This window comes from Streptomyces sp. NPDC002156 (assembly GCF_053593675.1).
Genome location: NZ_JBSFDA010000032.1, coordinates 41,298 through 64,982, shown reverse-complemented (window position 1 = coordinate 64,982; position 23,685 = coordinate 41,298). Strand labels below are relative to the sequence as shown.

Genomic DNA, 23,685 nt, shown 5'->3' with positions numbered 1-23,685 from the left:
AGACGGAAAGGCGCCCGCTCCGGTGAGCGTTAGAGTACGAGGCGACCGGTTTGTTTTCAACGAGATCAGTCGGTCCGGCCCTATGATCGGCGGTTCCGGCGCACCTGACCACGCGTCGTCACGCACCAGCACGGCACTGAACACGGCACCGAATACGGACACCGGCCAACTGGGCGCCAGGGAGGGGCTCTTATGGCGAAACAGGAGCGCGCCATCAGGACGCGCAGGGCGATCCTGGAAGCCGCGGGCGCGGTTTTCGACGAACACGGCTACACCTCCACGACCATCGCGATGGTCCTCGAGCGGGCCGAGGTCACCAAGGGCGCCCTGTATTTCCACTTTCCTTCCAAGGAATCGCTCGCGCAGGCGGTGCTCGACGAGCAGGTGCCGTTCGGCACGGTCCCGGAACAGCCCTGCAAACTGCAGGAGATCATCGACATGACGTTCGTCGTGGCGCAGCGGCTGCTGACCGACTCCCTGCTGCGAGGCAGCGTGCGGCTGACGGTGGACCAGGCGACGCCCCCCGGGGTCGACCACTCCGGACCGTTCCGGCAGTGGGGGGAGCGGCTGATCGTGCTGATGGAACAGGCGGGCGCCCAGGGCGAGTTGCTGCCCACGGTGAAGCCGCAGGACACGGTGGAGCTGCTGGTGGGGGGCTTCGCGGGCATCCAGTTGATGTCGCGGGCCCTGACCGACCGGGCGGACCTCGCGCACCGTATCTCGGTCCTGTGGTCCCACATCCTGCCCGGCATCGCGGTACCGGGGCTCCTGCTCGGACTGGACAGCCGGGCCGACCGCGGCGTCCGCATCCTCTCCCCGGCCCCGGTCCCGGTCCCCGTCCCGTGATTCTGCTGACGGGGCCCACCGGCACCGTCGGTCGGCTGGTCGCCGAACGCCTGGCGGGCACCGGCCCGCTGCGCCTGCTCACCCGCGACCCGCACCGCGTCACCCTCGCCGGTCCCGGAATCGAGGTGGTGCGCGGGGACTTCGACGACGCCGCCGGGCTGCGCGCGGCGCTGGCCGGCGTACGGTCCGCTCTGCTCGTCACCGCGAACCCGCTGGCGCCGGCCCAGGACGAGAACTTCGTGGCGGCCTCCCGAGCGGCGGGGGTACCTCAGGTGGTGAAGCTGTCGGCCCAGGCGGTGACCGACCCCGGGGCCACCGACCTGATCACACGGTGGCAGCGGTGCAACGAGGAGCTCCTGCGCGCCTCCGGCCTGGCGTGGACCTTGCTGCGTCCGCGCGCCTTCATGTCCAACAGCCTGGGCTGGGCCCGCTCCGTCCGGGAGGAGGGGGTCGTCCGGGGCCGCTACGGCACCTCGCGGAACGCGAACGTCGACCCGCGGGACATCGCGGATGTGGCGGTACGGGCGCTCTCGGACCCGGAGGGGCACGCCGGGCGGGCGTATGCACTGACCGGGCCCGCTGGGGTCACCCCGGTGGAACAGACGGAGATCCTGGGCGAGTTGCTGCAACGGCCCCTGAAGTTCGTCGAGTTGACGGAGGACGAGGTTCTGCGGGGGCTGCTCGCCCGTTACCCGGAGGCGGTGGCCCACGCCCTCGTGGAGAGTGCGGCGCGGGGGCGGGACGGGTCGAAGGGGCAAGTGGAGCCGGACGTGGCCGAGTTGCTCGGCCGGCCGGGGCGCTCGTACCGCGAGTGGGCGGCGGAGCATCTGGCATCGTTCAGCTCGGGTGGATAGGCAGTTGGTTCACCGCAGGCCGGTGGGGGCTGGTCGCGCAGTTCCCCGCGCCCCTGTTCGGGGCGCTGTCGCGCACCCGACCACATACAGCGGCGGGTCGGTGGGCGTCCATCCACGCCTACCGACCCGCCCGTTTCTGTCACACCGTCAGTTCACTTGCACCAACGGGTGGTTCACCCACAGGACCCGGAGGTTCAGAAGGTGAGCTTCCAGCTGTTGATCGTGCCGGTGTCCGAGGCGGCCACGTCCTGGACGCGGAGCTTCCAGGTGCCGTTGGCGACCTCGCTGGAGGCGTCCACCGTGTACGTGGCGCTCACGTTGTCGGCGGAGTCCGAGGTGCTGGAGGCCTTCAGCGGGTAGGTCGTGCCGTCGGGCGCCACCAGCGTGATGACCAGGTCACCGCGGTAGGTGTGGGTGATGTCGACGCCGACCTGGAGGGCCGAGGGGGCGTTGCCGGTGCGGCCGCTGACGGCGATCGAGGACTCGACGGCAGAGCTGTTGTCCGGGATCGAGACCGCGGTGGTGGAGGAGAAGGTGGTCCCCGAGGTCGTACCGCTCACGGCCTGCACGGTCTTGGTCGCGTCGGCCAGACCGGCGCCGCAGCCGCCCGAGCAGGCGCCGGGCAGGGCACGGGAGTTGGTCTTGATCGCCGACTCGATCTGGGCCGGGGTCAGCGAGGAGTTCGCCGACTTCATCAGCGCGGCGAGGCCCGCGATGTGCGGGGCGGCCATGCTGGTGCCCTGGTAGTAGGCGTACGACTCGGTGGACGGGCCCTGCGTGCCGGAGTTCAGCGTGGACAGGATGCCGTTGGCGGTGCCGGTGCTGGTCTGGCCGCCGGGGGCCGCGATGTCCACGGTGGAGCCGTAGTTGGAGTACGAGGCCTTGGCACCCGTACGGCTCAGCGCGGCGACCGAGATGACGTTGGCGCAGCTCGCCGGGGAGTAGTTGGCCGCGTTGGCGTTGCTGTTGCCCGCCGCGACGACGACCGTGGTGCCACGGCCCACGGCGTTGGTGATCGCCGTCTGGGTGGCCGTGGTGCACGCACCGGAGCCGCCCAGGCTCATGTTGATGACCTTGGCGACGTTGGCGTTGGCCGGGACTCCGGAGACGGTGCCGCCGGAGGCCCAGGTGATGGCGTCGATGATGTCGGAGTCGTAGCCGCCGCACTTGCCGAGGACGCGCAGCGGGGAGATCTTCGCGTTGTACGCGATGCCCGCGACACCCTTGCTGTTGTTCGTGGCGGCGGCGATGGTGCCCGCGACATGGGTGCCGTGCCACGAGGAGTTGCTGGAGCCGGTGCCGGTGCCGCACTCGTCGGTGGCGTACCAGTCGCCCGGGTCGGCCGGGTTGCTGTCACGGCCGTTGCCGTCCACCGAGACGGCGGTGTCGGCGATGAAGTCGTAGCCCGCGACGATGTTGGCGGCCAGGTCGGAGTGGGTGACATAGCCGGTGTCGATGACGGCGACGGTCACGCCGGTGCCGGTCGCGGTGGTCCAGGCGCCCGGGACGCGCATGCCCGCGGTGGTCTCGAAGAGGTCCCACTGCTTGCTGTACTCGGTGTCGTTCGGGTCGGCCTGCGGCTTGTTGAGGCGGTCCGGTACGACGTAGGCGACCTGCGGGTCGGCCTGGTACTCGGCGATGACGTCGGCGACGTCCGCCTTGCTGAGCTGCTCGCCCAGGTCGACGAGGGCGGCACCGGTGCCGAGGCGGCGCTGGAAGTCCAGGGTCTCCCCGGCCTCCTTGCCCTTGGCGACGGCGTCGGCGTCGGCGGCCTGGTTCGACTTGGCCTCGGCGGCGCCGGCCTTGTAGCCGACGATGAGTCGCTCGGCCGGGGCGGCGACCGCCTGTGCGGCGGCTTCCGGGGCGGCGGCGGGAGCGGCGGGCTCCTGGGCGACGGCGACCGAGGTGGTGGCGGCGGCGACCAGCGCGGCGGAGACCGCGGCGACGGATATCAGCTTCCGCCCCGAGACACGGGTGAGTGAGGTACGCAAGGGCTTGCCTTTCGTGGCCGTACACCGGGCAGCCTGGAGGGCGGCGCGGAGTGGCGGTCGATTCGCTTCGTCGTCGAAGCGGCGGGGGGTGCAGTCGAAAAGCGGCGCGGCGGCCGGCCAAGCGCGAGCGGCCCGTTCCGGGGTTACCTGTGGGGCGGCTGTGGTGGAACAGTAGGCAAAGAGAAGGTCATCCGGATACAGGGGAAACCCTCGATCCGTCCGGTTCCACACCCTCGAACGCCGGAAACCGCCCCTGGACGACGGCCAGTTGACCGGGTTGGGCGAGTTGCGGGGGATTGGCGGCGTGTGCGACGGGCGAGCGACGGTGGGTGTGGCGGTACGTGTGGCGATTGAACGCGGTCTGCCCGCTTCCCGTACTGCCCGAAGGCGGACCCGTTCCCGGGCCGGCCCGCAGCAGACCTGTTCAGACCCGTTCCCCCCTCGGTCGAGGAGACATCCCGATGACCGCCCACCGCCGTACTCTCTCGGCCGCCGCACTCTCCTGCACCGCCGCCGTCGCGGCACCGCTGTTGCTGACGTTGTCGGCGGCGGCTCCCGCCCAGGCGCACGGTGCGCCGACGAAACCGGTCAGCCGTGCCTACGCCTGCTCCCCCGACGGCGGCAGCACGGCCGGTACGGCGGCCTGCCGGGCGGCGCTCACCGCGAACGGCGGGGCGCCCTTCACCTTCTGGGACAACCTGCGGGTCGCGGACGTGAACGGCCGGGACCGCGCGGTGATCCCCGACGGCAAGCTGTGCAGCGGCGGGCTGTCCGACTACCGGGGGCTCGACATCGCCCGCGCCGACTGGCCCTCGACCACGTTGTCGCCGGGCGCGCGGCTGACGATGACGTACCGCTCGACGATCCCGCACACCGGCACGTTCAAGATGTTCCTGACGAAGCCCGGGTACGACCCGGCCGAGCCGCTGAAGTGGTCCGACCTGCCGGACAAGCCGTTCGCCGAGGTCAAGGACCCCGCGATGACGGGCGACGCGTACCGCATCGGCATGACGCTGCCCTCGGACCGGACCGGCCGCCATGTCCTGTACACGATCTGGCAGAACTCCAGTACGCCGGACACGTACTACTCGTGCTCGGACGTGGTGTTCCCGAAAGCGAAGAGTGACGGGGGCAGCTCTGGCGGCGCCGGCAGCTCCGACGCGTCCGCGAGCACTGCGGCGCAGACCAAGCCCGCCCAGTCCCCCACGCCGCCCGATGCGGCCGAGGAACCGTCGAGGACGGCGGAGACGGAAGAGGCGGCGGAGTCCGCCGACTCCGCCGCCCCACAGGCCGGAAGCACCGTGGCCGGCGCCCCGGTGGCGTCCACCACCGACGGCACCGGACCGCGGTACGCGGTCGCGGGCGGCGCCGCGGCCGTACTGCTCGCCGTGGTCGCCGCCCTCGTCCTGCGACTGCGCCGCCGGTGAACACCGGCGACCCAGCCACTTATTGACGGATCGTCAGTTGACGAAGACCGTGGCGTTGCCCTGCGTCACGTCCTGCACCGGGGCGTACTTGGCGGTGAAGTAGCCGCTGCTGAAGCACAGCGACGAACCGGAGAACTTGGTGAACGCCTGGCTGGTGAAGTTGATGCTGTTGTCGGTGTTGCTGGACGTACCGGTCAGGCTGGGCGCCTGGTAGACGCAGTTGATGCTGCCCAGCAGGGTGCTCAGCACGACGGTCGTCTGGATGGTCGAGCCCGAGGCCGGGGTGACGGTGACCGTGCCGTCGGAGGTCACCGAGGTGGTGTAGGGCAGGTTGTTGACAGTCACGCTGGTCACTCCGAGCACACCGAGGACGTTGCTGGTGCAAGTACCGAAGGTGTGGGCGGTGACCGACTCGGTGGCCGTGCCCGAAGCTGCGGGGTTGGTCTCGACCTTCGCGGTGAAGGTCGACGCGGCGCAGCTGACGCCGCTCGTGCCGGTCGCGCTGGAGTAGAGCGTGGCGGTCGTGCCGGAGGCGAGGGAGGCGCTGAGGACGTCGCCCACGGCGACGGCGTCGCCGGCCGCGCTGCCGACGGTCAGCACGGTGTCGGCGGCGGACGCGGGGGTGACCGCGGCGACGGAGAGGCCGGCGACAGCGGCGGCGAGGGCCAGGGCGGAGCGGGTGCGAGTACGCATGATGCGGGTGCCTCTTTCTGGAACTGGGGGTGTTGGGGGGTGTGTTGGGGGTGAGGTGGGGGGTGGTGTCTAGGGGGGTCAGGACATGCGGAAGTACGCGTGGGAACGCGTGCCGATGCCTGAAGGGCATGGGAAGAACCCGAGAGCGCGGGAAAGGAGCCGTCGCCGGCCCGCGACGCCTTCTCCGTACGTGACGGACCGGCAACGACAACCGGCCGGTGACCGGCAGGAAGGCTTGGAGGGAGGCTTCCTGGCCGGACCGGGCGGGACAGGGCGACCCGGCGACGGCCCAGGGGGGAAACGGCCGTGCCGGTGCCTCGGAGGCGGACTTCGGAATGAGCGTTGAGTCCGGGAAGAGCGGCTTGCACCGCTGCGGATCCGGCGCCACGGATCCGGGGAAACCACGGCAGTTCTAAACCTGAGGAACCGTCAACGTCAAGGTGCAGAACGGAAGTTGATGTTTCCGATCCAACTTTCCCGTGGGTTTCCGCGCGCCCCTCCGGGCCCTCGGAGACCCCTCTGGACACCCCGAACGACCCTCGATCACTCCGTGAAGCCACAGGTGACGCATAATCCGCACCCTTTTTTCACAACTCCCTTGACCCTCCAAAGTAACCACGGGTAACTTCCTCGGCGGCTACTGGTGCGTAACCGTGAAAGCCCTTGCAATCGCCGGGAGTTGCGAGGAGACGGATACCCCAGCTGCTGTCCGCGCCAGGACAACACGCCACTGAAGCCCGACCAGCATTGACGCAATGACTATGCACTTGGGAGCAGCCATGGCCTCGTCCTCGGACGTCTCGTCGTCCGCCGGATCCAACCCCGAGCAGCCGGAGAGCGGTAACGCCTCCGGTGGCTCCGGGGGCTCGGGATCCTCCAACGTGTCCGAATTCTTCGAAGGTGCCGGAAAGGGCGCCGAGCGACGCGGGCGGGTCCGTGGACGCCGCGCCGCCATCATGGCGGTGCCGGCCACCCTGATCGCCGCGACGCTCGCGGTACTCACCGCCGAGGGCGCCCTGGGCGTCCAGTTCGCCATCTCCGGCATGCCGTTCACGGTCACCGCGACCGAGCTGAACGGCACCGGCTTCGAGCAGTTCGGCGGCCTCGACCACATGATCGAGAACAGCCCGAACGAGGGTGACACCGGCGGTCAGGTGCTGGTCATCACCTCCGCGATCAAGAGCGCGTCGCTCACCAAGCTGTGCCAGAGCGTCGACCTCGGCGGCATCAACCTGCTGATCAAGGCCGGCAGCAGCGGCACTCCGGTGACCGCGACGGACCTGACGACCGACTCGACCGAGCTGTCGGGCAACGCGTCGTTCGACAACATCGAGATCGGCAACGACGCCAGCACGCTCACCAAGGCGGGCGTCAAGGGGCCGCGCGGTGTCTTCAGCCAGCAGGCGGACACCGTCCACATCTCCAACCTGCGGCAGACCAACTACGCGACCACGGCCGCGGTGTTCAAGCTGCCCGGGCTGAAGCTCAGCTTCAGCGAGTCGGGTTGCTGATGTCGGCCGACATACGGCAGGGGGTGCGGCCCGCCTTCAGAGCATGGCGGGCCCACCGTCCGTTCCTGGCCGGGGTGCTGCTCACCCTGGGCGGGGCGGAGATCCTGGTCACCATGAAGGTGTCGCTGAAGGTCGTCCTGCACATCGGTATGCAGGGTCTGGCGGGCTATCTGCTGCCGTCGCTGATGATCGTGTGCGGTCTGCTGATCATCTTCAACCCCGCACAACGCCTGTTCTACTCGATCGTCGGCATCCTGCTGACGCTGGGCACGTGGCTCACCTCGAACCTGGGCGGCTTCTTCATCGGCCTCACCCTGGGCGCCGTGGGCAGTTGCATGGCCTTCGGCTGGCTCCCGGACCAGGAACCGAAGGTCAGTCGCCGCAAGCGGCGCAAGGCCAAGCGGGAGCACAAGGCCGCCATGGCGGCTCGGACGACCACGGAATCCAAGGCGCCGGCGACGGACGACGGTCAGGACGACACCGGAGAGGGCAGCCTGCGCGGCTCGATGCGCTCCTCCACCGTCGACTCCCCTTCACACCTGACGACATAGGCACCCTTGCCCGGCAACTCCGCGACCGCCTCGACGAGTTCGGTCCCTCGGCAGACGAGGCCGACCCCGTCGTCGGTGCAGTGCGTGGTGGGCAGGGTGCCGTCGGCAACCAGCGTGTGGACCAGCGGGCGGCGGCCCGCGTCGCTGTCGTAGTGCACCCCGTTGCCGTCCGGCAGAAACCCCAACGCGTCGGTGAGCGGCCGGAGTTCGGGGCCGAAGGAGTCGTCGGTGGTACCGGGTTGGGCATCGGGCCGCATCTTCCCGGGGGCTGTAACACCAGCGGCGCCGGCGCGGGCTTCCCCGGACCCCCAGCAGAAAAGCAAGTCGGCAGGCATGACCTGCGCGGGCATCGCGAAGCCAACCTGAGTGAGTGCCCGACGTCCCGGACAATCGTGCGGACGTACCTGACGCACCCCCTGCCACCCAGCGGCCCCGCAGATGATCCTACCGATCCGCGACAGGCTCCCGGCGGTCGACGACAGGCTGGGCACGGTGGGCAGCACCCTCGCCCACCTGCGAAGACCCCTCCCCCGCCGAGCCGTTCACCGGCCCACCCACCGTGCCGTCCGCCTTCATGGCCTGCGCCTCGCTCTTGAGGATGCGCATCGAGCGGCCCAGTGCACGCGCTGTGTCCGGCAGCTTCTTCGAGCCGAACATCACGATGAACACGATCGCCACGATCAGCAGATGCCAGGGTTCCAGTCCGTTCCGGAGCACAACCTCACAGCCCTTTCCTTCGTCACACATAACAGTTGCCACTTTGCGCAACTGTACAACCAAGGTGAGACGTGAGAAGGGCGCCGATGACCACCAGCACCAGCAGGCGGGCCGTACCAGCACGACACCGGTCCGCCGCGGGCACCCGGCGGCGGAAGTCGGGGCGGCGGGGACGGCTGGCACTGGGGATCTTCCTCTCGTTCCTGCTGCTCGTCGCGGCCGGCGCCGGCTGGATCTATCTGAAGCTGGACGGTGACATCAAGACCTTCGACTCGGGCGGCATCTCGGACGACCGCCCCGCCGAGGGCTCGTCCAAGGGCGAGAACGTCCTGGTCATCGGCTCGGACGCGCGCAACGACGGCAACGCGGCGCTCGGCGGCGGCGACGTGAACGACATCGGCCGCTCCGACACCGCGTTCCTGCTGCACATATACGCCGACCACAAGAACGCCGTCGCCGTCTCCATCCCCCGCGACACCCTGGTCACCATCCCGCCCTGCAAACTGCCCGACGGCAAGTGGACGACCGCCCAGCCGGACACCATGTTCAACGAGGCCTACTCGGTCGGCGAGACCGAGAAGGGCAACCCGGCCTGCACGCAGAACACGGTCGAGAGCATCACCGGTCTGCGCGTCGACCACACCGTCATCGTCGACTTCAAGGGCTTCGCCGCGCTGACCGACGTGGTGGGCGGGGTGAAGGTGTGCCTCCCCCAGAAGGTGTACGAACAGGATCTCAAACCCAAGCTCCCCACGCGCGGCAAGCTGCTCTTCGACAAGGGCGAGCAGGAGGTGTCGGGCCAGAAGGCGCTGGACTACGTCCGGATCCGGCACGGCATCGGGGACGGCTCCGACATCGGCCGTATCAAGCGCCAACAGGCCTTCGTGGCAAGCCTGATGAAGGAGGTGAAGAACAAGGGTCTGACCCCGACCAAGCTCCTCCCCCTCGCCGACGCGGCCACCAAGTCCCTGACCGTGGACCCCGGTCTGGGCTCCGCCGACAAGCTGATCTCCTTCGCGATGTCGCTGAAGGACATCGACCTGCACAACACGAAGTTCGTCACCATCCCCTGGCGGTACGAGGGTTCGCGCGTCGCGATCGTCGAACCGGACGCCGGCGACCTCTGGGCCGCGCTCAAGGCGGACCGCACCCTGGACGGCAAGGACGCGAGCGGCAAGAAGAAGGCCTCCCCGAGCGCGAGCCCCAAGGCCACCCCGACTCCCGTGTCCGGCAAGGGAATCGCCGTCGCCGTCTACAACGGCACCACCGTCACGGGCCTGGCCGCGAAGGCCGCCGCCGAGCTGACCGCCGACGGTTTCACGGTCACCGGCACGGCGACCGCGAGCAGCCAGGACCACGCGACGACGGTCATCGAGTACGGCCCCGACCACAAGTCCGAGGCCCAGACGGTGGCCCGCGTCTTCCCCGGCGCCGCCCTCCAGCCGGTGACAGTTAACGGCATCAACGTGGTCGTCGGTGAGTCGTACCAGGGCGGCGCCACGGCCTCGCCTACGCCCACCTCGGTCCCGAAGGACGTCGCCGAGGGCGCCCGTTCGGCGGACGACAACCCCTGCTCCAACCTCAGCTACGGCTGAACCGGACCTACGGCGGACCGACCCCTCGCCGCCGACGAGCGACGGCGAGGGCACCCCCGTACAGCCCCAACACGACCACCAGACCCGCGTAGTACGGCCCCGGCAGCCCCACCAGCCCCAGCGAGTGCCCGACCGGTGAGAGCGGCAGCAGCAGCCCGACGGCGGCGAGCGCACCGGCCGCCCGCCCGACGACTCCCGCGCCCCGACGCCCGCCACCGCCGCGCAGGAGCAGCATCACCACGGCCTGGGTGAGGAGGTTCTCGGTGAACCAGGCCGAGTGGAAGACGGCCCGGTCGTCCAGGGCGTCGGGCCCGTGCAGCGCGAGGGCGAGCACGGCGAAGGTCGCGAGGTCGGCGACGGCGTTGAGCGCGCCGAAGCCGCCGAGGAAGCGCAGGAAGTCACGGGTACGCAGCACGGTCGGCCGGGCCAGGACACCGGCCGCCGGACGGTCGTACGCGTACGCCAGTTGGGCCGCGTCGAAGCACAGGTTCTGCGCGAGGACCTGCGCCGGAAGCATCGGCAGGAAGGACAGCAGAAGCCCGGCGGCGAGCATCGCAACCACATTGCCGAGGTTCGAGGAGAGCGTGACGCGCAGATACGTGGCGATGTTGCCGCTGCTGTGCCGCCCGGCCGTGACGGCGTGGGCGACGGCGGCGAGATCCTTCTCCCCGAGGACGACATCGGCGCGCTCACGGGCCACGTCGACGGCGGTGCGCGGCGCGATCCCGACGTCGGCGGCACCCAGCGCGGGCACGTCGTTCACCCCGTCCCCGAGAAAGCCGACGGTATGACCATCAGCCCGCAGCGCGGCGACGATCCGGGCCTTGTCGGCCGGAGTGCAGCGCGCGAAGACGGTCGTACGCCGGACCAGATCGGCCAGTTCGGCGTCCCCGAGGCCGTCCGTACCCTCCCCCTCCGCCACCACCCCCGGATCGATGCCCAGGTCACGGCAGGCGCGGGCGGCCGTGCCCGGATGGTCGCCGGTGAGGACCTTCACCCCTACGCCCAGTGCGGTGAGGTCGCGCAGGGCCTCGGCGGCCGTAGGCGCGAGGTCGTCCCGCAGGGCGACGAAACCCCGGAAGGTCAGGCCGTGTACGTCGGCCGGGGTCCAGGCGCGGGTGCGCGCGGGCCGCTCGGCGGTGGCGACGGCGAGCAGCCGCAGCCCGCTCGCCGCTTCCCGGTCGGCGCGCGCGAGCAGCCGTTCCCGCTCGACGGGGTCCAGAGCGCACCGCCCGACGACCTCGGCGACCGCGCCCTTGACGACGAGAACGTGGGTCCCCAGCCGCCCCCGTACGACCGCCGTCGCCACTCGCCGCACCGGGTCGAAGGGCAGCGCCGCCACCCCGTCGTACCGCTCCCCGACCGGTCCCGCCGCCGCGAGCAGCGCCTCGTCGAGGGCGTCCGGGGTGGGGAGTTCGGCGAGTTGGAGGGTCCACCAGGCGGCCGTGGCGGCCCAGTCGAGAACCTCCGGATCGTCCCGGCCGCTGGCATCGTACGAGCGTTCGACAACCGGGGGGTCCCGGGTGAGAGTGCCGGTCTTGTCGAGGCACAGGACGTCGACCGCGCCCAGATCGTGCAGCGCGGGCAGCCTTTTCACCACGACCCCGTGTGCCCGGGCGAGCCCCGAGGCCCCGCGCGCCAGACAGGTGCTGACGACGACCGGGAGCATCTCGGGCGTCAGCCCGACGGCCACCGCGACGGCGAACGGCAGCGTCTCGGGCCCCTGCCCGCGCAGCGCCGCACTCGCCATCAGCACGAGCGGCGGGGCGAGCAGCATGAACCGGATCAGCACCCAGGAGATCCCGTGCAGAGACCGGTCGAAGGCGGTGAGCGCCCCGCGGGAAGTGCGGTGTTCAGGCTGCGAGACCGTTGTTGCGGCTGGCCGCGCCCCGCGGCGGAGCCGATTGCGGACACAGTGGCGCGTGAAGCGCACCGGAGTCCGCCGGATCCGAGCACTCCCGTCGCGGCGCACGGCTCCCCCGTGCGCGCCCGCGAACCGCGTACGCGCCCCCGTGGCCACCACCACGGCGGTGGCGCTCCCGGAGACGACGGCACTGCCCTGGAAGCACAGTTCGGGCCGCGCGAACACGCCCCGGTCCGCCGCATCCGGCCGTACGCCCTTCGCCACCGGCGCCGACTCGCCCGTGAGCGGCGCCTGGTGCACGGTCAGCCCGGTCGCGCGCAGCAGCCGTACGTCCGCCGGGACCAGGTCGCCGGGACCGAGCCGGACCACATCCCCCGGCACGAGTTCGGCGACCGGGACCTCCCGGGCGAGCGGCGGCCCGCCCGCAGCCGGGCGGCGCAGGACGGTCGCGGTACCGGCGACCAGCTCGCGCAGCCCTTTGAGGAAACGTTCCGCCTGATGTTCGCCCGAGGCACGCAGCACACAGCTGACCGCGACCAGGGACAGGATCACCGAGGCCGTCCCCCAGGCCGTGACAGCCGCCGAGACGAGCCCGAGACAGAGCAGTACGGCGGTGAACGGATCGCGCAGACTCCGTACGAACCGGACGGGCCACCGGATCTGACGGGCGGCCGGGACCACATTCCCCCCGACCACCGCCAGCCGCGCCTCGGCCTCGCTGTCCGTCAGGCCACGCGGGAAGTCGTCGAGGCGGCTCGGCGTCCGAAGATCAGACTCCACGGAGGTGCCGTACGGACGTGTCCTCGGCCCGGTCGGTCAGCCGCCCGACCAGCAGCCGTACGACGGTGACGACATCGGGGTCGTCGACGAAGTACACCTGCCGGCGCCCTTCGCGCCGGGACCGGACGAGCCCGGCGAGTCTCAGCTTGGTGAGGTGCTGGCTCACGGCGGGCAGCGCGCCGCCGACCCGCTCGGCGAGCCCGGTCACATCGCTCTCGCCCTGGGCCAGCGCCCACACGATGTGCAGCCGGGCGGGCGAGGCGAGCAACCCGAAGGCCCCGGCGGCCTCCGCCAGCACCTCGGCGGACGGATCGTCGGAACCGGAGCTGCTCGTACCTGTTACCACGCGCCCAGTTTAGGCCCGTACGGGACCCGTGCTGCGCCGCACGATGAGGTGGGCCGGGATGACGGTGACAAGGCCCGTGTCCGGTTCCGCACCTGCCGTCGTACCCGTGTTCGCCTGACCGTCGATCCGCGCCAGGAGCAGCCGCAGCGAGCGGGTGCCGATCTCCTGGAAGTCGGTGCGGATGGTGGTGAGCGGGGGCAGCAGATGGGCGGCTTCCGGGATGTCGTCGTAGCCGACGACGCTGACGTCGTCCGGGACCCGGCGGCCGGCCTCGTGGAAGGCGCGCAGCGCGCCGAGCGCCATCTGGTCGTTGGAGGCGAAGACGGCGGTGACGTCCGGATCGCGGGCGAGCCGTCGGCCCAGTTCGTATCCGGAGTCGGCGCTCCAGTCGCCGACGAGCGGTTCGGGCACCTCGGCCCCGGCCTTCTCCAGGGTCTCGCGCCAGCTCGCGGCCCGGCGTTCGGCGGAGGTCCAGCCGGTGGGTCCGGCGATGTGCCGGACCGTACGGTGGCCCAGGTCAAGGAGGTGTTCGGTGGCCAGGCGCGCTCCGCCCCGGGAGTCGGCGGTGACCATGGGGGTGTCGTCGCCGAGGGCGTTGTCCATCACGACGAGAGGGATGTCGAGGTGCGCCTCGGCGAGCGCCTTGCCCACCCGCCGCTGCGGGGCGATGGCGATGACCCCGTCGGCGCCCTCCGCCGACAGCCGGTCCACGGCCTGGACGACGGTGTCCCGGTCGGCGGTGTCGAGGGCGATGGAGCTGACCAGGTAACCCGCGTCCTGGGCCGCGGTGTTGATCGCGGTGAGCGTGGAGGCGGGCCCGTAGCGGGCCGCGTCGAAGGAGATCACCCCGAGCATCCGGGTCCGCCCGCTGGCCAGCGAACGCGCGCTGCGGCTCGGCCGGTACCCGAGCGAACGCATCGCCTCCAGCACGGCTTCCCGGGTCTCCGCCCGCACGGCCGGGTTGTCGTTGAGCACCCGCGACACGGTCTGCTTGGAGACACCGGCCAGCCGCGCCACGTCGTCCATCACCGGCCGCGTGCCCGCGAAGTTGCGCCGGCTGCGTCCCTTGGGAGCGGCGCCGCCACCGGCACTTCGGGTCATGGGGTGCATCCTTCGGCTTCGTCCCGTGGGTGGCGGTCGTGCCCCGCCCGGCTGGCCCACAGGATAGGCCGCCGGGCGACGCTCACCACCGACCGGGACCTACCCGGTGATCACCTGAGTCCGTACGGTGACCCATTCGACGCGCGAGATCCCGGCCTCCCCCGCCGGCACGGGCACCGGCAGGTACACGGGTGCGTCGGCGGCGAACGGCAGCACCTTCACGCGCAGCCCTCCGCCGGTGCGCAGTGCGTCGTCCGGGATCCGGTCGAGGGAGATGTCCCAGACCCGCCCCGAGGAGAACTGGTCGGCGACCAGCGTCTCCCCGGCATACGCGCGGCCCACGTCACCGGTCCAGTGGATGCGCAACAGCGTTCCACTGCGCGGGAGTTGGTCCGGTACGTCGATGAGGTACTCGGCGGCGGACGTGTCGAAGTACTTGTCGGCGGGCGTACTGGCCCGGTCCAGTACGCCGGTGACGGTGTCGGGGGCGGGTCCGACGGCCCGGAGGAGAGAGACGTCGAGGGTGCCCGAGTCGCCGCCCGTGGGGAGCGTGTAGCGGGTGAACACCCCGTCGGAGGTCACGGCCAGGTTCTCGCCGGGAGGCCGCTCGGGTGCGGGCAGCACGGCGAACGAGGTCTCCGCCGCCGCACTGTGCACCCGCACCTCTCCGGCCGGTTCGTCGAAGACGACCCCGCCGCCGGCGCCGCACAGGACCAGCCGCTCGGCGCCCCAAGCCACACCCCGGTAGGCGGTACGGGCGGTCGCCGCGTCCAGCACCAGCAGGCCGACCTGTCCGCCGTCCGGCGTGCCGACCTCGACGAGGGCGTCGGTGCCGGGCCGCAGCCCGGTGACGAGGAAGCGCCCGTCGGCGGACACGACCTTCCCCATGGGTGTGTGCACATACCTCAACGTGCTGATGTCCAGGGCCAGTTCGACGTCCACCCCGTCCATGGCGGCCAGCACCAGGACGGTACGTCCGCCGACGTCGACCGTGCACACGGGCTGGGCGGTGGCCCAGTCGAGCCGCAGTCCGGCGACGTCGAGCCGTAACGGCCAGCAGAAATAGGCACCTTGAGGGATCGTCACCGGTGCACTGGGCACGGTCAGTTCGGGCGCATCAGGAAACTCCACCGTGAACGACGTGTCCGGATGATCCGGCAACGGCTCGTGCGGCTGATGGTTGTTGACGAAGAGGAAGCCGGAGTCGCCGTCACTGCGCACGGCCCATCGCAGCGTCTCCCGGTCGTCCTGCCCGGCCGGCTGCCGCTCGGGCAGGACGGACTCCATGGGTGCGATGCGGTCGCCGAAGTCCGCCAACAGCAGGTGCTGGAGGCGCAGTCCGTCGTACGAGGGTCGGTACTGCCCGTACTCGCCGAGCGGTGCCTGGAAGTCATACGTCAGTACGGGCAGGTCGTTCGGGTAGTCGGTGGCGTGGGACTCCTGGAGGGTGCTCAGCTCGCCGACGGGATTCGTGCCGCCGTGGAACATGTAGTAGCCCTGCCAGACCGAGCCGCACCCGATCTTCGTGAGCCCGAGCGCGCCGATGTCGGCGGCGTCGACACGCGGGCGGCGGTGGTAGGCCACGGCCATCCCGCCGCCCAACTCGCAGGTGGCCCACGGGAATCGGTCGGTCGGCGCCGGTTCTCCGCCCCGCACGGTCGTCGGTCGCAGGTCGGCGCCGATGCCCTCGTCGTCGCGCTGGTGGGTGAAGAAGAAGTGCTTGCGGCAGGTGTCGGACCAGCCGCCGTCCCACTCGGTCCAGAAGGTCTCGGTGTAGCCGCCGTACAGCGGAAGCAGTTCGTCGGGCGGGAGTTGGACTCCGCCCCAGGCGGTCGAGGTCCAGAGCGGGGCGCTCAGTCCGGCCTCCTGCGCCATCCGCTTCAGGGTGAGGAGGTGGCCGGGCCGGTCGTACAGCTCGTTCTCGATCTGGATGGCGACGATCGGGCCGCCGTGCGCCCGGTCGAGCCCCTTCAACTGCTCGGCGATCGCAGTGAACCAGCCGTGTACGGGTCCCAGGTAGTCGGGGTCGTCGGTGCGCGGTTCGGTGGTGCGGGTGAGCAGCCAGTCGGGCAGGCCGCCGTTGCGTACCTCGGCGTGGCTCCAGGGCCCGATGCGCGGGATGAAATCCAGGCCGTGGCGGGCGCAGAGTTCGGCGAAGCGGCGCAGGTCGCGGTCGCCGTCGAAGCGGATCCGGCCCTCGATCTCCTCGTGGTGGATCCAGATGAGATAGCTGGCGACAGCCGTGACACCGGCCGCCTTCATCTTCAGCAGCTCCTCCTCCCACTCCCCGGCCGGGTAGCGGGAGTAGTGGAACTCGCCGGAGACGGGGAACCAGGGGCGTCCGCCACGGGTGAACCAGCGGCTGGTCACCGCGATCGGGTCGGCGACGCCCGGCGCGTCCGTGAAGGGGAGGTGGCCGGTGAGCGGAGGTCCGGCGGGCGCCGGGATCCGGAGGGAGTGATGGGTCACGGTTTCACCGGTCCGAGGTCGGGGGTGTCGGTGAGCAGGGCCTGCGCGGAGGTGGTGGCGTTCAGCTCAAGGAGCACCAACTCGTTGGCGCCGGGGCGCAGTACGGGCGCGGGGACGTAGAGGGTGCGCTGCGGACCGCGGTTCCAGTAGCGGCCGAGGTGGAAGTTGTTGATCCAGGCCTGGCCCTTGGTCCAGCCGGGCAGCGACAGGAAGGTGTCGGCGGGCGCCTCGACCTCGAACGTGCCCTTGTAGAAGGCGGGTTGGGTGGCCGGGGTCGCGTCGGAGGGCGCGAAGGGCAGGGCGCTGAGGTCGTCGAGGGTGAGGGGGTGGCTGTCCCAGCCGTGCAGGGAGGTGCCGTTGAAGGTGACCGCCCCGAGGAGTCCCTTGGGCGAGCCGATGCGCGGCCCGTAGTTGACCCCGCCCATGTTCTCGACGAGGACGTCGACTGCCGCTCCGGCGAAGGGAATCCGGACGGGCAGGGTCTCGTCGTGCCGCTCGCGTTCGAGTACGCCGACGGGGGCGCCGTCGACGAACACCTGAGCCCGGTCGCCCACTCCGCCGGCGAAGTGGAGCAGCCCGTCGCCCGGGAGGGGAGCGGTGGTGCGGTACAGGACGTACCCGGCGCGCAGCCCCAGCTCGTCCATGGTCGCCGGTTCCTCGGTACGTACGGGCTTGGCAAGAACCCCCACATTGGGCAGCAAGGGCGCCCACTGCCCCAACTCCACCACCGTGGGCGGGAGTTTGCGGCTCGGCGCGGGAACCGGCTCGTCGGGGACGGGCGCGTGCCGGGCGATCACCTCGCGGAAGGCGTGGTACTTCGGTCCGGGGTCGCCGTTCTCGGTGAGGGCGGCGTCGTAGTCGTAGGACGTGACCATGGGCTGGTAGGCGTGGTCGTGGTTGGCGCCGTTGGTGAAGGCGAAGTTGGTGCCGCCGTGGAACATGTAGATGTTGACGGACGCGCCCGCCGAGAGCAGCCGGTCCAGGTCGGCGGCGGCATCGCCCGCGTCCCTGACGTGGTGCTCCTCGCCCCAGTGGTCGAACCAGCCGATCCAGAACTCCGAGCACATCAGGGGCCCTTCGGGCTGATGCACCCTCAACTGATCGAGTGACCGGTCGACTCTGCTGCCGAAGGTCCCCGTGGTGAGTACCCCGGGAAGACTGCCGGCCGCCAGGTGCTCGGGGTTGGCCTGGTCGCAGGTGAAGAGCAACTCCCCGATCCCGCGCGAGCGCAGGGCCTCCGCGAGGTGTTCGAGATACGCGGCGTCGTCACCGTAGGCCCCGAACTCGTTCTCCACCTGCACGGCGATGACGGGACCGCCCGACTCGGCGAGATACGGCAGCAGCGGAGGCAGCAGCAGATCCAGATAACGGTCGATGGCACCCGTGAAACGGGGGTCGCTGGAGCGCAGCCGGATGTCGGGGTCGGTGGTGAGCCAGGAGGGCAGCCCGCCGCCGTCCCACTCCGCGCAGATGAACGGTCCGGGCCGCAGCAGGACGTGCAGCCCCTCCGCCTTGGCCAGCCGCAGATAGCGCGGCAGATCGAGGATGCCGTCGAGGGCGAGGGTGCCGGGTTCGGGCTGGTGGAGGTTCCAGGGGACGTACGTCTCCACGGTGTTGAGGCCCATCAGCCGGGCCTTGCGCAGCCGGTCGGCCCACTGGTCGGGGTGGACGCGGAAGTAGTGCATCGCGCCGGAGATGATCCGGAACGGCTCGCCGCGCAGCAGGAAACCGTCGGACGTCGTTGTCAGGGCGGGCATGCGGGGGCTTCCCTTCGGGTCGTGGACTCCAGCCGGTCCGCTGGAGGGTGGTGGTCGGTGAGCGAGGGGGTCAGTGGGTGCGGGTCGCCCGGATCAGCCAGATCGTGGCGGCCAGACAGAGCGCCGAGACCCCGCTGAGCAGCAGCGGCACGGCCCGTACGCCCGACCACTCGATGGCCTTGCCGAGCACCGGGCCCGCGGCCACTCCCCCGGCCATCGACGCGGCGATGACCACGGCACCGGCTCTCCGGGCGCGTGGGGCGGCCCGGTTCAGCCAGGGCAGCCCGGTGGGGAAGATCGGCGCGATGAAGAGGCCGACCCCCGCGTAGGCGTAGGGGGCAAGTCCGGGTATCGCGGCCAGCAGCAGGCAGACGGTCATACCGGCGCAGGACACCGTGATGATCGACTGGGCGGAGTGGCGCAGGGCGAGCGGTGCGACCAGGAACCGGCCGATCGTCATCATCAGCCAGTACACGGAGGTGGCCGTGGCGGCGGCTCCGGCGCCGTACCCGACCGTCTCCAGGTGCGTCGGCTCCCACCCGCCGACGCCCGCCTCGATGCCGACGTGCAGGACATAGAGGGTGACGAAGACGCCGAGTACGGAGACCAGGCTGCGGGTGAGCACCGGCTTGCCGGGGACGCCGGACTCGGGGGTGGCGACCGGCTGCGGTACGTGTTCCCGTACGCCCCGAAGGCACAGCAGCAGGGGCAGATTGGCGAGCGAAAAGGCCAGGAAAACGGCCGGATAGTGCTCGGAGCCGACCGCGCCGATCAGCGCCGGGCCGAGGATCGCGCCGATGCCGAAGTGGGCGTTGAGGATGTTCAGCATCGCCGTCGAACGCTTGCCGAAGCCGATCGCGAAGAGCTGGTTGAGGCCGTAGTCGATACCGCCGAAGCCGAGCCCGGCGAGCAGGGCGGCGGCCAGCGCGACGGGCCAGTTCGGCGCCAGCGCGAAGCCCGCGGCACCGGCGGCCATCAGGACGTACGAGCTGCCGAGGATGCGCCGGTTGCCGATCCGGACGTACAGCCGGTCGAAGAGCAGCACCCCGGCGACGCCACCGACGAAGTGGGCGCTCAGCCCGAGACCGGCGGCCGACGGGGAGAGCCCGAACTCGTCGCGGAGGGCCGGGATGGCCGGACCGTACAGGGCCTGGAGGGCCCCGATCAGCACGAAGCCGACGCAGGAGGCGACCACGGCGGCGGGGCTGAAGACGGGGGTGGTTGATCCGATGGGGGTGGTTCGTTGCTCGGTGACCGTCGGTCGTGCCGTCGGTTGATCGGTCACGTGGACTCCCGTCACCTGTGGTCGAGAACGCGGCTGAACTCGTCCTCGCGCCGGTGCGGGGACGGCATCGATGTTACCGGTAACATTCGCGCCGTCAAGATCCCCCGAGGCCTTTCGCCTCAGGGGATTCGCAAGGGAGTCGGCGGGATCAGCCGATGGGGCCGAGCGACCAGCTGGGAACGCTGCCGGCCAGTCGGCAGGCGAGGAAGTACAGCGGTAGCGGCGGGGTGTACGGAGAGTCGCCCTCGGGGCTGTGGATCAGCCGGGGCCGGACGGACGGGGACGCCGGTCGGGTACGCGTCCAGGACGGGTCGGCGAGCTGGACACCGACCGCGTAACGCGTGCTCGGGGGCCAGGTGACTCCGAGGTGGGAGCCGGACGGCACGATCCACCACCAGCGCTGGTCGTCGGCGAAGACACAGCCGACGCGGGGCAGGCTGTCCATGATGCGCTGCCCGTGCTCACGGGGCGTGCCGACGGCGTCGCAGCCTAGGCGCTCCGCTGGAAGCGCCGGGAGGTGTCGGTTTGCTGCGGCGCCGTCGTGGCTGGGCGCGCAGTTCCCCGCGCCCCTATGGGGCGCCACCGGCGAACCGTAGCGGATTACGCCGGGGCCGTCAGGGACGCCGAGGCGCTCACGCCGGGGCTTTGTCGCGGGAGGTGCGTGGAACGGCGGGAGCGTGAGGTGGGGGCGCGGGTCAGGAACGGGAGTACGGGGAGTGGTGCGGCGCTGTTGTTCCATACGGTCCATACGGTCCATGTGAGGCGGTTCCTTCGGCCGAGTGGGGGACGGGCCGGGTGCGGTGCGGGGCCGGCGGCTGCCAGGGGGCCGGCGCGGCGACCTGTGCCGCGTGGGCGGCGGGTGGGGTCGGGGGTAAGACGGGGGCGGGTCTGACCGGGGCCTGGACGTCGGGCGTGGCGGGGGCGGCGGGTGCAGCGGCGGGCTCGGTGGTCACGGGGGTCGCGCTCTCGGGAGGAGCCGGCGCCTCGCCGGAAGCCGCGACCGCGACCGGCGGCGTCGGCGTGGACGTCGGTGCGGTGGTGTCCGTCAACTCCGCGTGTTCGTCGGGGAGTTCGGCCCAGACGATACGCCCGGAGCCGTACGGGGCGTCGCGGACGCCCCAGTCGCTGCTCAGGATGCCGACCAGCAGGAGTCCGCGTCCGCACTGTTCGTCGGGGCCGGGCATGCGCTGGGACGGCAGGGTCCCGCCGCGGTTCTCGTCCTCGACCTCGACGTGCAGCCGCCCGGCGGACAGGCGCAACCGGCACACGATCCGCTCGCTGGCGGTGTGGGTGAGGGCGTTGGTGACGAGTTCGGAGGTCACCAGGAGGGCGTTGTCGACGGTGTCGTCGCAGACGCTCCAGGCGCCGAGCAGTGCGCGCACCTTCCGGCGGGCCGCCCCCACGGAGGCGGGAGTCGCGGGCAGAGCGAACATGCCCGACTGCGGAGAGTGTTGCGGAGAGTACTTGGAGGGGCCGGCAAGCCTGTCCCTGGGCAGTCGGCCGAGTGGCTGGGGGAGGGAGGGCGGAGCCATCGCCGTTCGCCTTTCGTCTGCCTGCGCACCCTGGCCGGTGCGACGCCACCCCGATGCGAGCCACGAGTAGGTCAACCCGCCTCGAATAAGCGCAGGTTGCAGCCCCTTCTCCCCCAACAGGGCCATTCAGACTCGTCGTTCACCGTTTCCGGGAAGGTACGAACACTGTGACACCTGACAACAACGGCTCGCAACCAGCAAGTTGAAATTTGCAATTTGTGGGGTGCATGCTGCTCCCGTCGAAAGATGATCGTGACAGACTGCGACCCTGAGCCCGGCGTGAGGGGGTAGGCGTGACCGCGGAGACCGACTGGGGCGGCGCCCCTTCCGTCCTGCGCATGATCCTCGGCAGACAGCTGGAGGAGCTGCGGACGCGCGCCGGTCTCACGTACGAGGACGCGGGTGTGGCGATCGGTGTCAGCCACTCCACGATCCGCAGGATGGAAGCCGCCAAGGTGGCCCGGCTCCGCCTGCCGGACGTCGAGAAACTGCTGCAGACGTACGGGGTGACGGACCAGCAGGAGATCGACACGTTCCTCAAGTCGGTCCGCGAGGCCAACAAGCGCGGCTGGTGGCACAACTACCGGGACGTACTGCCCGACTGGTTCGCGGCGTATCTGAGCCTGGAACAGGCGGCGTTGCAGATCCGTGCGTACGAATCGCAGTTCGTGCCGGGCCTGTTCCAGACGGCGGACTACGCGCGTGCACTGCTGGGGGCCGGCAATCCGCACGCCTCTTCGGAGGCGACGGACCGCCGGGTGGCACTGCGCCTGCGGCGCCAGGAACTACTGACCCGCGAGGCACCACCGCGGGTGTGGATCGTGATGGACGAGACCGTGCTGCGGTGGCCGGTCGGCGGTCCGGAGGTGATGCGCGCGCAGATCGACCATCTGATCGCGATGAACGCGCTGCCTCATGTGACCTTGCAGATCATGCCGTTCGGCAACGGCCCGCATCCCGCGATGCGGGCCGGAGCGTTCCATCTCTTCCGTTTCAGGGCACCCGAGTTGCCGGACATCGTCTATCTGAGCGGTCTGGTCGGCGCGGTGTATCTCGACAAGGCCGACGACGTCGTCGTCTATCGCGAGGCCCTGGACCGGTTGGGCGCGCAGTCGGCGCCCGCCAGAAAGACCGAGGCCATCCTCGGTGCGATTCGCAAGGAGCTCTGACATGCACCACCCCACCCACCCCCACCACCCCGTACACACCCACTCCGTACGCAACGGCATGCCCGCCCGTGAACTCGGCGCCCGGGGCTGGTCCAAGCCGTGGAGCGACGACGCGGGCGGCGCCTGCGTCGAAGTGATGAAGCTCGCCGACGGCCGGGTCGCCGTCCGCCAGTCGACCGATCCCGACAGCCCCGCCCTGGTCTTCACCCCGAACGAGATGACAAGTTTCCTGGCCGGTGTGAAGGCGGGTGCAGCAGACTTCCTGCTCTGACGAACAGAACTGATGTACTGATCTGACGTACTGATCTGAAGTACTGAACTGCCTTGTTTCTACTGAGACTTGACTCGGACTCACCACGTGAATGGGAGGGGCGGCGTGCCCGACAACGGATGGCCGGCCGACCGGATCGACACGGAGAACGCACACTCCGCGCGGATCTACGACTACATCCTCGGCGGTAAGGACTACTACCCCGCCGACAAGGAAGCGGGCGACGCCATGTCGCACGAGTGGCCCGCCCTGCCGATCCACATGAAGGCCAACCGCGACTGGATGAACCGAGCGGTGGCCTATCTGGCCAAGGAAGCGGGCATCCGCCAGTTCCTCGACATAGGCACCGGCATCCCGACCTCCCCCAACCTGCACGAGATCGCCCAGTCGGTGGCCCCCGAGTCCCGGGTGGTGTACGTCGACAACGACCCGATCGTCCTCACCCTCTCCCAGGGCCTGCTGGCCAGCACCCCGCAGGGCCGGACGGCGTACATCGAGGCCGACTTCCAGCACCCGGAGGCCATCCTCGACTCCCCGGACTTCCGGGAGACCCTCGACCTGACCAAGCCGGTCGCGCTCACGGTGATCGCGATCGTCCACTTCGTCCTGGACGAGGACGACGCGGTGGGCATCGTCCGCCGCCTCCTCGACCCCCTCCCCTCGGGCAGCTACCTGGCGATGTCCATCGGCACCGCCGAGTTCGCCCCGGAGGAAGTGGGCCGGGTCGCCCGCGAGTACAAGGCCCGCAACATGCCGATGCGCCTGCGGACGTTCCCGGAGGCCGAGGAGTTCTTCGAGGGCCTGGAGCTGGTCGAGCCGGGCATCGTCCAGGTCCACAAGTGGCACCCGGACGCGGAGAGCGGCGAGGGGATCAGGGACGAGGACATCGCCATGTATGGGGCGGTGGCTCGGAAGCCTTAGTGGTG

20 protein-coding genes and 1 pseudogene are annotated in these 23,685 nt (G+C 70.6%); 9 read left to right on the top strand and 12 right to left on the bottom strand.

Annotation, left to right across the window (positions count from 1 at the left end):
• Positions 1–192: 192 nt before the first annotated feature.
• Together ACWCRB_RS16180 and ACWCRB_RS16175 are read left to right on the top strand one after the other, a co-directional pair.
• Positions 193–846 (top strand): ScbR family autoregulator-binding transcription factor, encoded by a 654-nt coding sequence (locus ACWCRB_RS16180; protein WP_389357187.1) that lies wholly within the window; start codon positions 193–195, stop codon positions 844–846.
• Positions 843–1,700, top strand: coding sequence for an NAD(P)H-binding protein (locus ACWCRB_RS16175; protein WP_450996656.1), 858 nt, complete (start codon positions 843–845; stop codon positions 1,698–1,700). Before ACWCRB_RS16180 ends, ACWCRB_RS16175 begins: the two co-directional genes overlap by 4 nt.
• Before the next feature lie 194 nt (positions 1,701–1,894).
• On the opposite strand, the gene ACWCRB_RS16170 is transcribed toward ACWCRB_RS16175, so the two are convergent.
• Positions 1,895–3,691, bottom strand: coding sequence for a S8 family peptidase (locus ACWCRB_RS16170; RefSeq protein ID WP_450996655.1), 1,797 nt, complete (start codon positions 3,689–3,691; stop codon positions 1,895–1,897).
• A 461-nt stretch (positions 3,692–4,152) separates the two neighbouring features.
• On the opposite strand from ACWCRB_RS16170, the gene ACWCRB_RS16165 reads away from it, so the two are divergent.
• Positions 4,153–5,118: a lytic polysaccharide monooxygenase gene (locus ACWCRB_RS16165; RefSeq protein WP_450996654.1), complete on the top strand. Its 966-nt coding sequence runs from the start codon at positions 4,153–4,155 to the stop codon at positions 5,116–5,118.
• 33 nt (positions 5,119–5,151) lie between these two features.
• Here ACWCRB_RS16165 and ACWCRB_RS16160 read toward each other — a convergent pair whose 3' ends face one another.
• Positions 5,152–5,811: a Tat pathway signal sequence domain protein gene (locus ACWCRB_RS16160; RefSeq protein WP_450996653.1), complete on the bottom strand. Its 660-nt coding sequence runs from the start codon at positions 5,809–5,811 to the stop codon at positions 5,152–5,154.
• Between the two features lie 779 nt (positions 5,812–6,590).
• Between ACWCRB_RS16160 and ACWCRB_RS16155 the strand changes: the two genes are divergently transcribed.
• Complete coding sequence (locus ACWCRB_RS16155) at positions 6,591–7,322, top strand: DUF6230 family protein (protein WP_450996652.1); 732 nt, start codon at positions 6,591–6,593, stop codon at positions 7,320–7,322.
• On the top strand, positions 7,322–7,873 hold the full coding sequence (locus tag ACWCRB_RS16150; RefSeq protein WP_450996651.1) for a DUF6114 domain-containing protein: 552 nt from the start codon (positions 7,322–7,324) through the stop codon (positions 7,871–7,873). Before ACWCRB_RS16155 ends, ACWCRB_RS16150 begins: the two co-directional genes overlap by 1 nt.
• Here ACWCRB_RS16150 and ACWCRB_RS16145 read toward each other — a convergent pair.
• Together ACWCRB_RS16145 and tatA are read right to left on the bottom strand one after the other, a co-directional pair.
• Positions 7,792–8,109 (bottom strand): annotated as a pseudogene (locus tag ACWCRB_RS16145) (peptidase E); the annotation flags it as partial. The gene ACWCRB_RS16150 and the pseudogene ACWCRB_RS16145 overlap by 82 nt on opposite strands.
• Before the next feature lie 208 nt (positions 8,110–8,317).
• On the bottom strand, positions 8,318–8,590 hold the full coding sequence (gene tatA / locus ACWCRB_RS16140) for a Sec-independent protein translocase subunit TatA (RefSeq protein WP_450996650.1): 273 nt from the start codon (positions 8,588–8,590) through the stop codon (positions 8,318–8,320).
• An 86-nt stretch (positions 8,591–8,676) separates the two neighbouring features.
• Here tatA and ACWCRB_RS16135 point away from each other — a divergent pair, with 86 nt between their 5' ends.
• Entirely contained in the window at positions 8,677–10,185 is a 1,509-nt protein-coding gene (locus tag ACWCRB_RS16135) for an LCP family protein (RefSeq protein WP_450996649.1), read from the top strand.
• A gap of 7 nt (positions 10,186–10,192) precedes the next feature.
• Here the strand turns inward: ACWCRB_RS16135 and ACWCRB_RS16130 are convergent, their stop codons facing one another.
• The 8 genes from ACWCRB_RS16130 to ACWCRB_RS16095 form a co-directional block, all read right to left on the bottom strand.
• Complete coding sequence (locus ACWCRB_RS16130; RefSeq protein WP_450996648.1) at positions 10,193–12,829, bottom strand: HAD-IC family P-type ATPase; 2,637 nt, start codon at positions 12,827–12,829, stop codon at positions 10,193–10,195.
• Positions 12,819–13,175, bottom strand: coding sequence for an ArsR/SmtB family transcription factor (locus tag ACWCRB_RS16125; RefSeq protein WP_450996647.1), 357 nt, complete (start codon positions 13,173–13,175; stop codon positions 12,819–12,821). Before ACWCRB_RS16125 ends, ACWCRB_RS16130 begins: the two co-directional genes overlap by 11 nt.
• 9 nt (positions 13,176–13,184) lie before the next feature.
• The gene (locus tag ACWCRB_RS16120) at positions 13,185–14,276 is read right to left on the bottom strand and encodes a LacI family DNA-binding transcriptional regulator (RefSeq protein WP_450996646.1); all 1,092 of its coding nucleotides are present in this window, start codon (positions 14,274–14,276) and stop codon (positions 13,185–13,187) included.
• Between the two features lie 99 nt (positions 14,277–14,375).
• The gene (locus ACWCRB_RS16115) at positions 14,376–16,745 is read right to left on the bottom strand and encodes a beta-galactosidase (protein WP_450996645.1); all 2,370 of its coding nucleotides are present in this window, start codon (positions 16,743–16,745) and stop codon (positions 14,376–14,378) included.
• The gene (locus ACWCRB_RS16110) at positions 16,742–18,502 is read right to left on the bottom strand and encodes a glycoside hydrolase family 35 protein (protein WP_450996644.1); all 1,761 of its coding nucleotides are present in this window, start codon (positions 18,500–18,502) and stop codon (positions 16,742–16,744) included. The genes ACWCRB_RS16115 and ACWCRB_RS16110 overlap by 4 nt, the downstream gene beginning before the upstream one ends.
• A gap of 70 nt (positions 18,503–18,572) precedes the next feature.
• On the bottom strand, positions 18,573–19,733 hold the full coding sequence (locus ACWCRB_RS16105) for an MFS transporter (RefSeq protein ID WP_450996668.1): 1,161 nt from the start codon (positions 19,731–19,733) through the stop codon (positions 18,573–18,575).
• A gap of 202 nt (positions 19,734–19,935) precedes the next feature.
• Positions 19,936–20,232 (bottom strand): hypothetical protein, encoded by a 297-nt coding sequence (locus ACWCRB_RS16100; protein WP_450996643.1) that lies wholly within the window; start codon positions 20,230–20,232, stop codon positions 19,936–19,938.
• 250 nt (positions 20,233–20,482) lie between these two features.
• Complete coding sequence (locus ACWCRB_RS16095; RefSeq protein ID WP_450996642.1) at positions 20,483–21,220, bottom strand: ATP-binding protein; 738 nt, start codon at positions 21,218–21,220, stop codon at positions 20,483–20,485.
• 392 nt (positions 21,221–21,612) lie between these two features.
• Here ACWCRB_RS16095 and ACWCRB_RS16090 point away from each other — a divergent pair, with 392 nt between their 5' ends.
• The 3 genes from ACWCRB_RS16090 to ACWCRB_RS16080 all read left to right on the top strand — a co-directional run bounded on the left by ACWCRB_RS16090 (position 21,613) and on the right by ACWCRB_RS16080 (position 23,680).
• Positions 21,613–22,488, top strand: coding sequence for a helix-turn-helix domain-containing protein (locus ACWCRB_RS16090; protein WP_369034667.1), 876 nt, complete (start codon positions 21,613–21,615; stop codon positions 22,486–22,488).
• Between the two features lies 1 nt (position 22,489).
• A complete protein-coding gene (locus ACWCRB_RS16085; RefSeq protein WP_450996641.1) occupies positions 22,490–22,759 on the top strand; it encodes a DUF397 domain-containing protein in 270 nt (89 codons plus the stop codon).
• Positions 22,760–22,864: 105 nt separating this feature from the next.
• Entirely contained in the window at positions 22,865–23,680 is an 816-nt protein-coding gene (locus ACWCRB_RS16080; protein ID WP_450996640.1) for an SAM-dependent methyltransferase, read from the top strand.
• Positions 23,681–23,685: the final 5 nt, after the last annotated feature.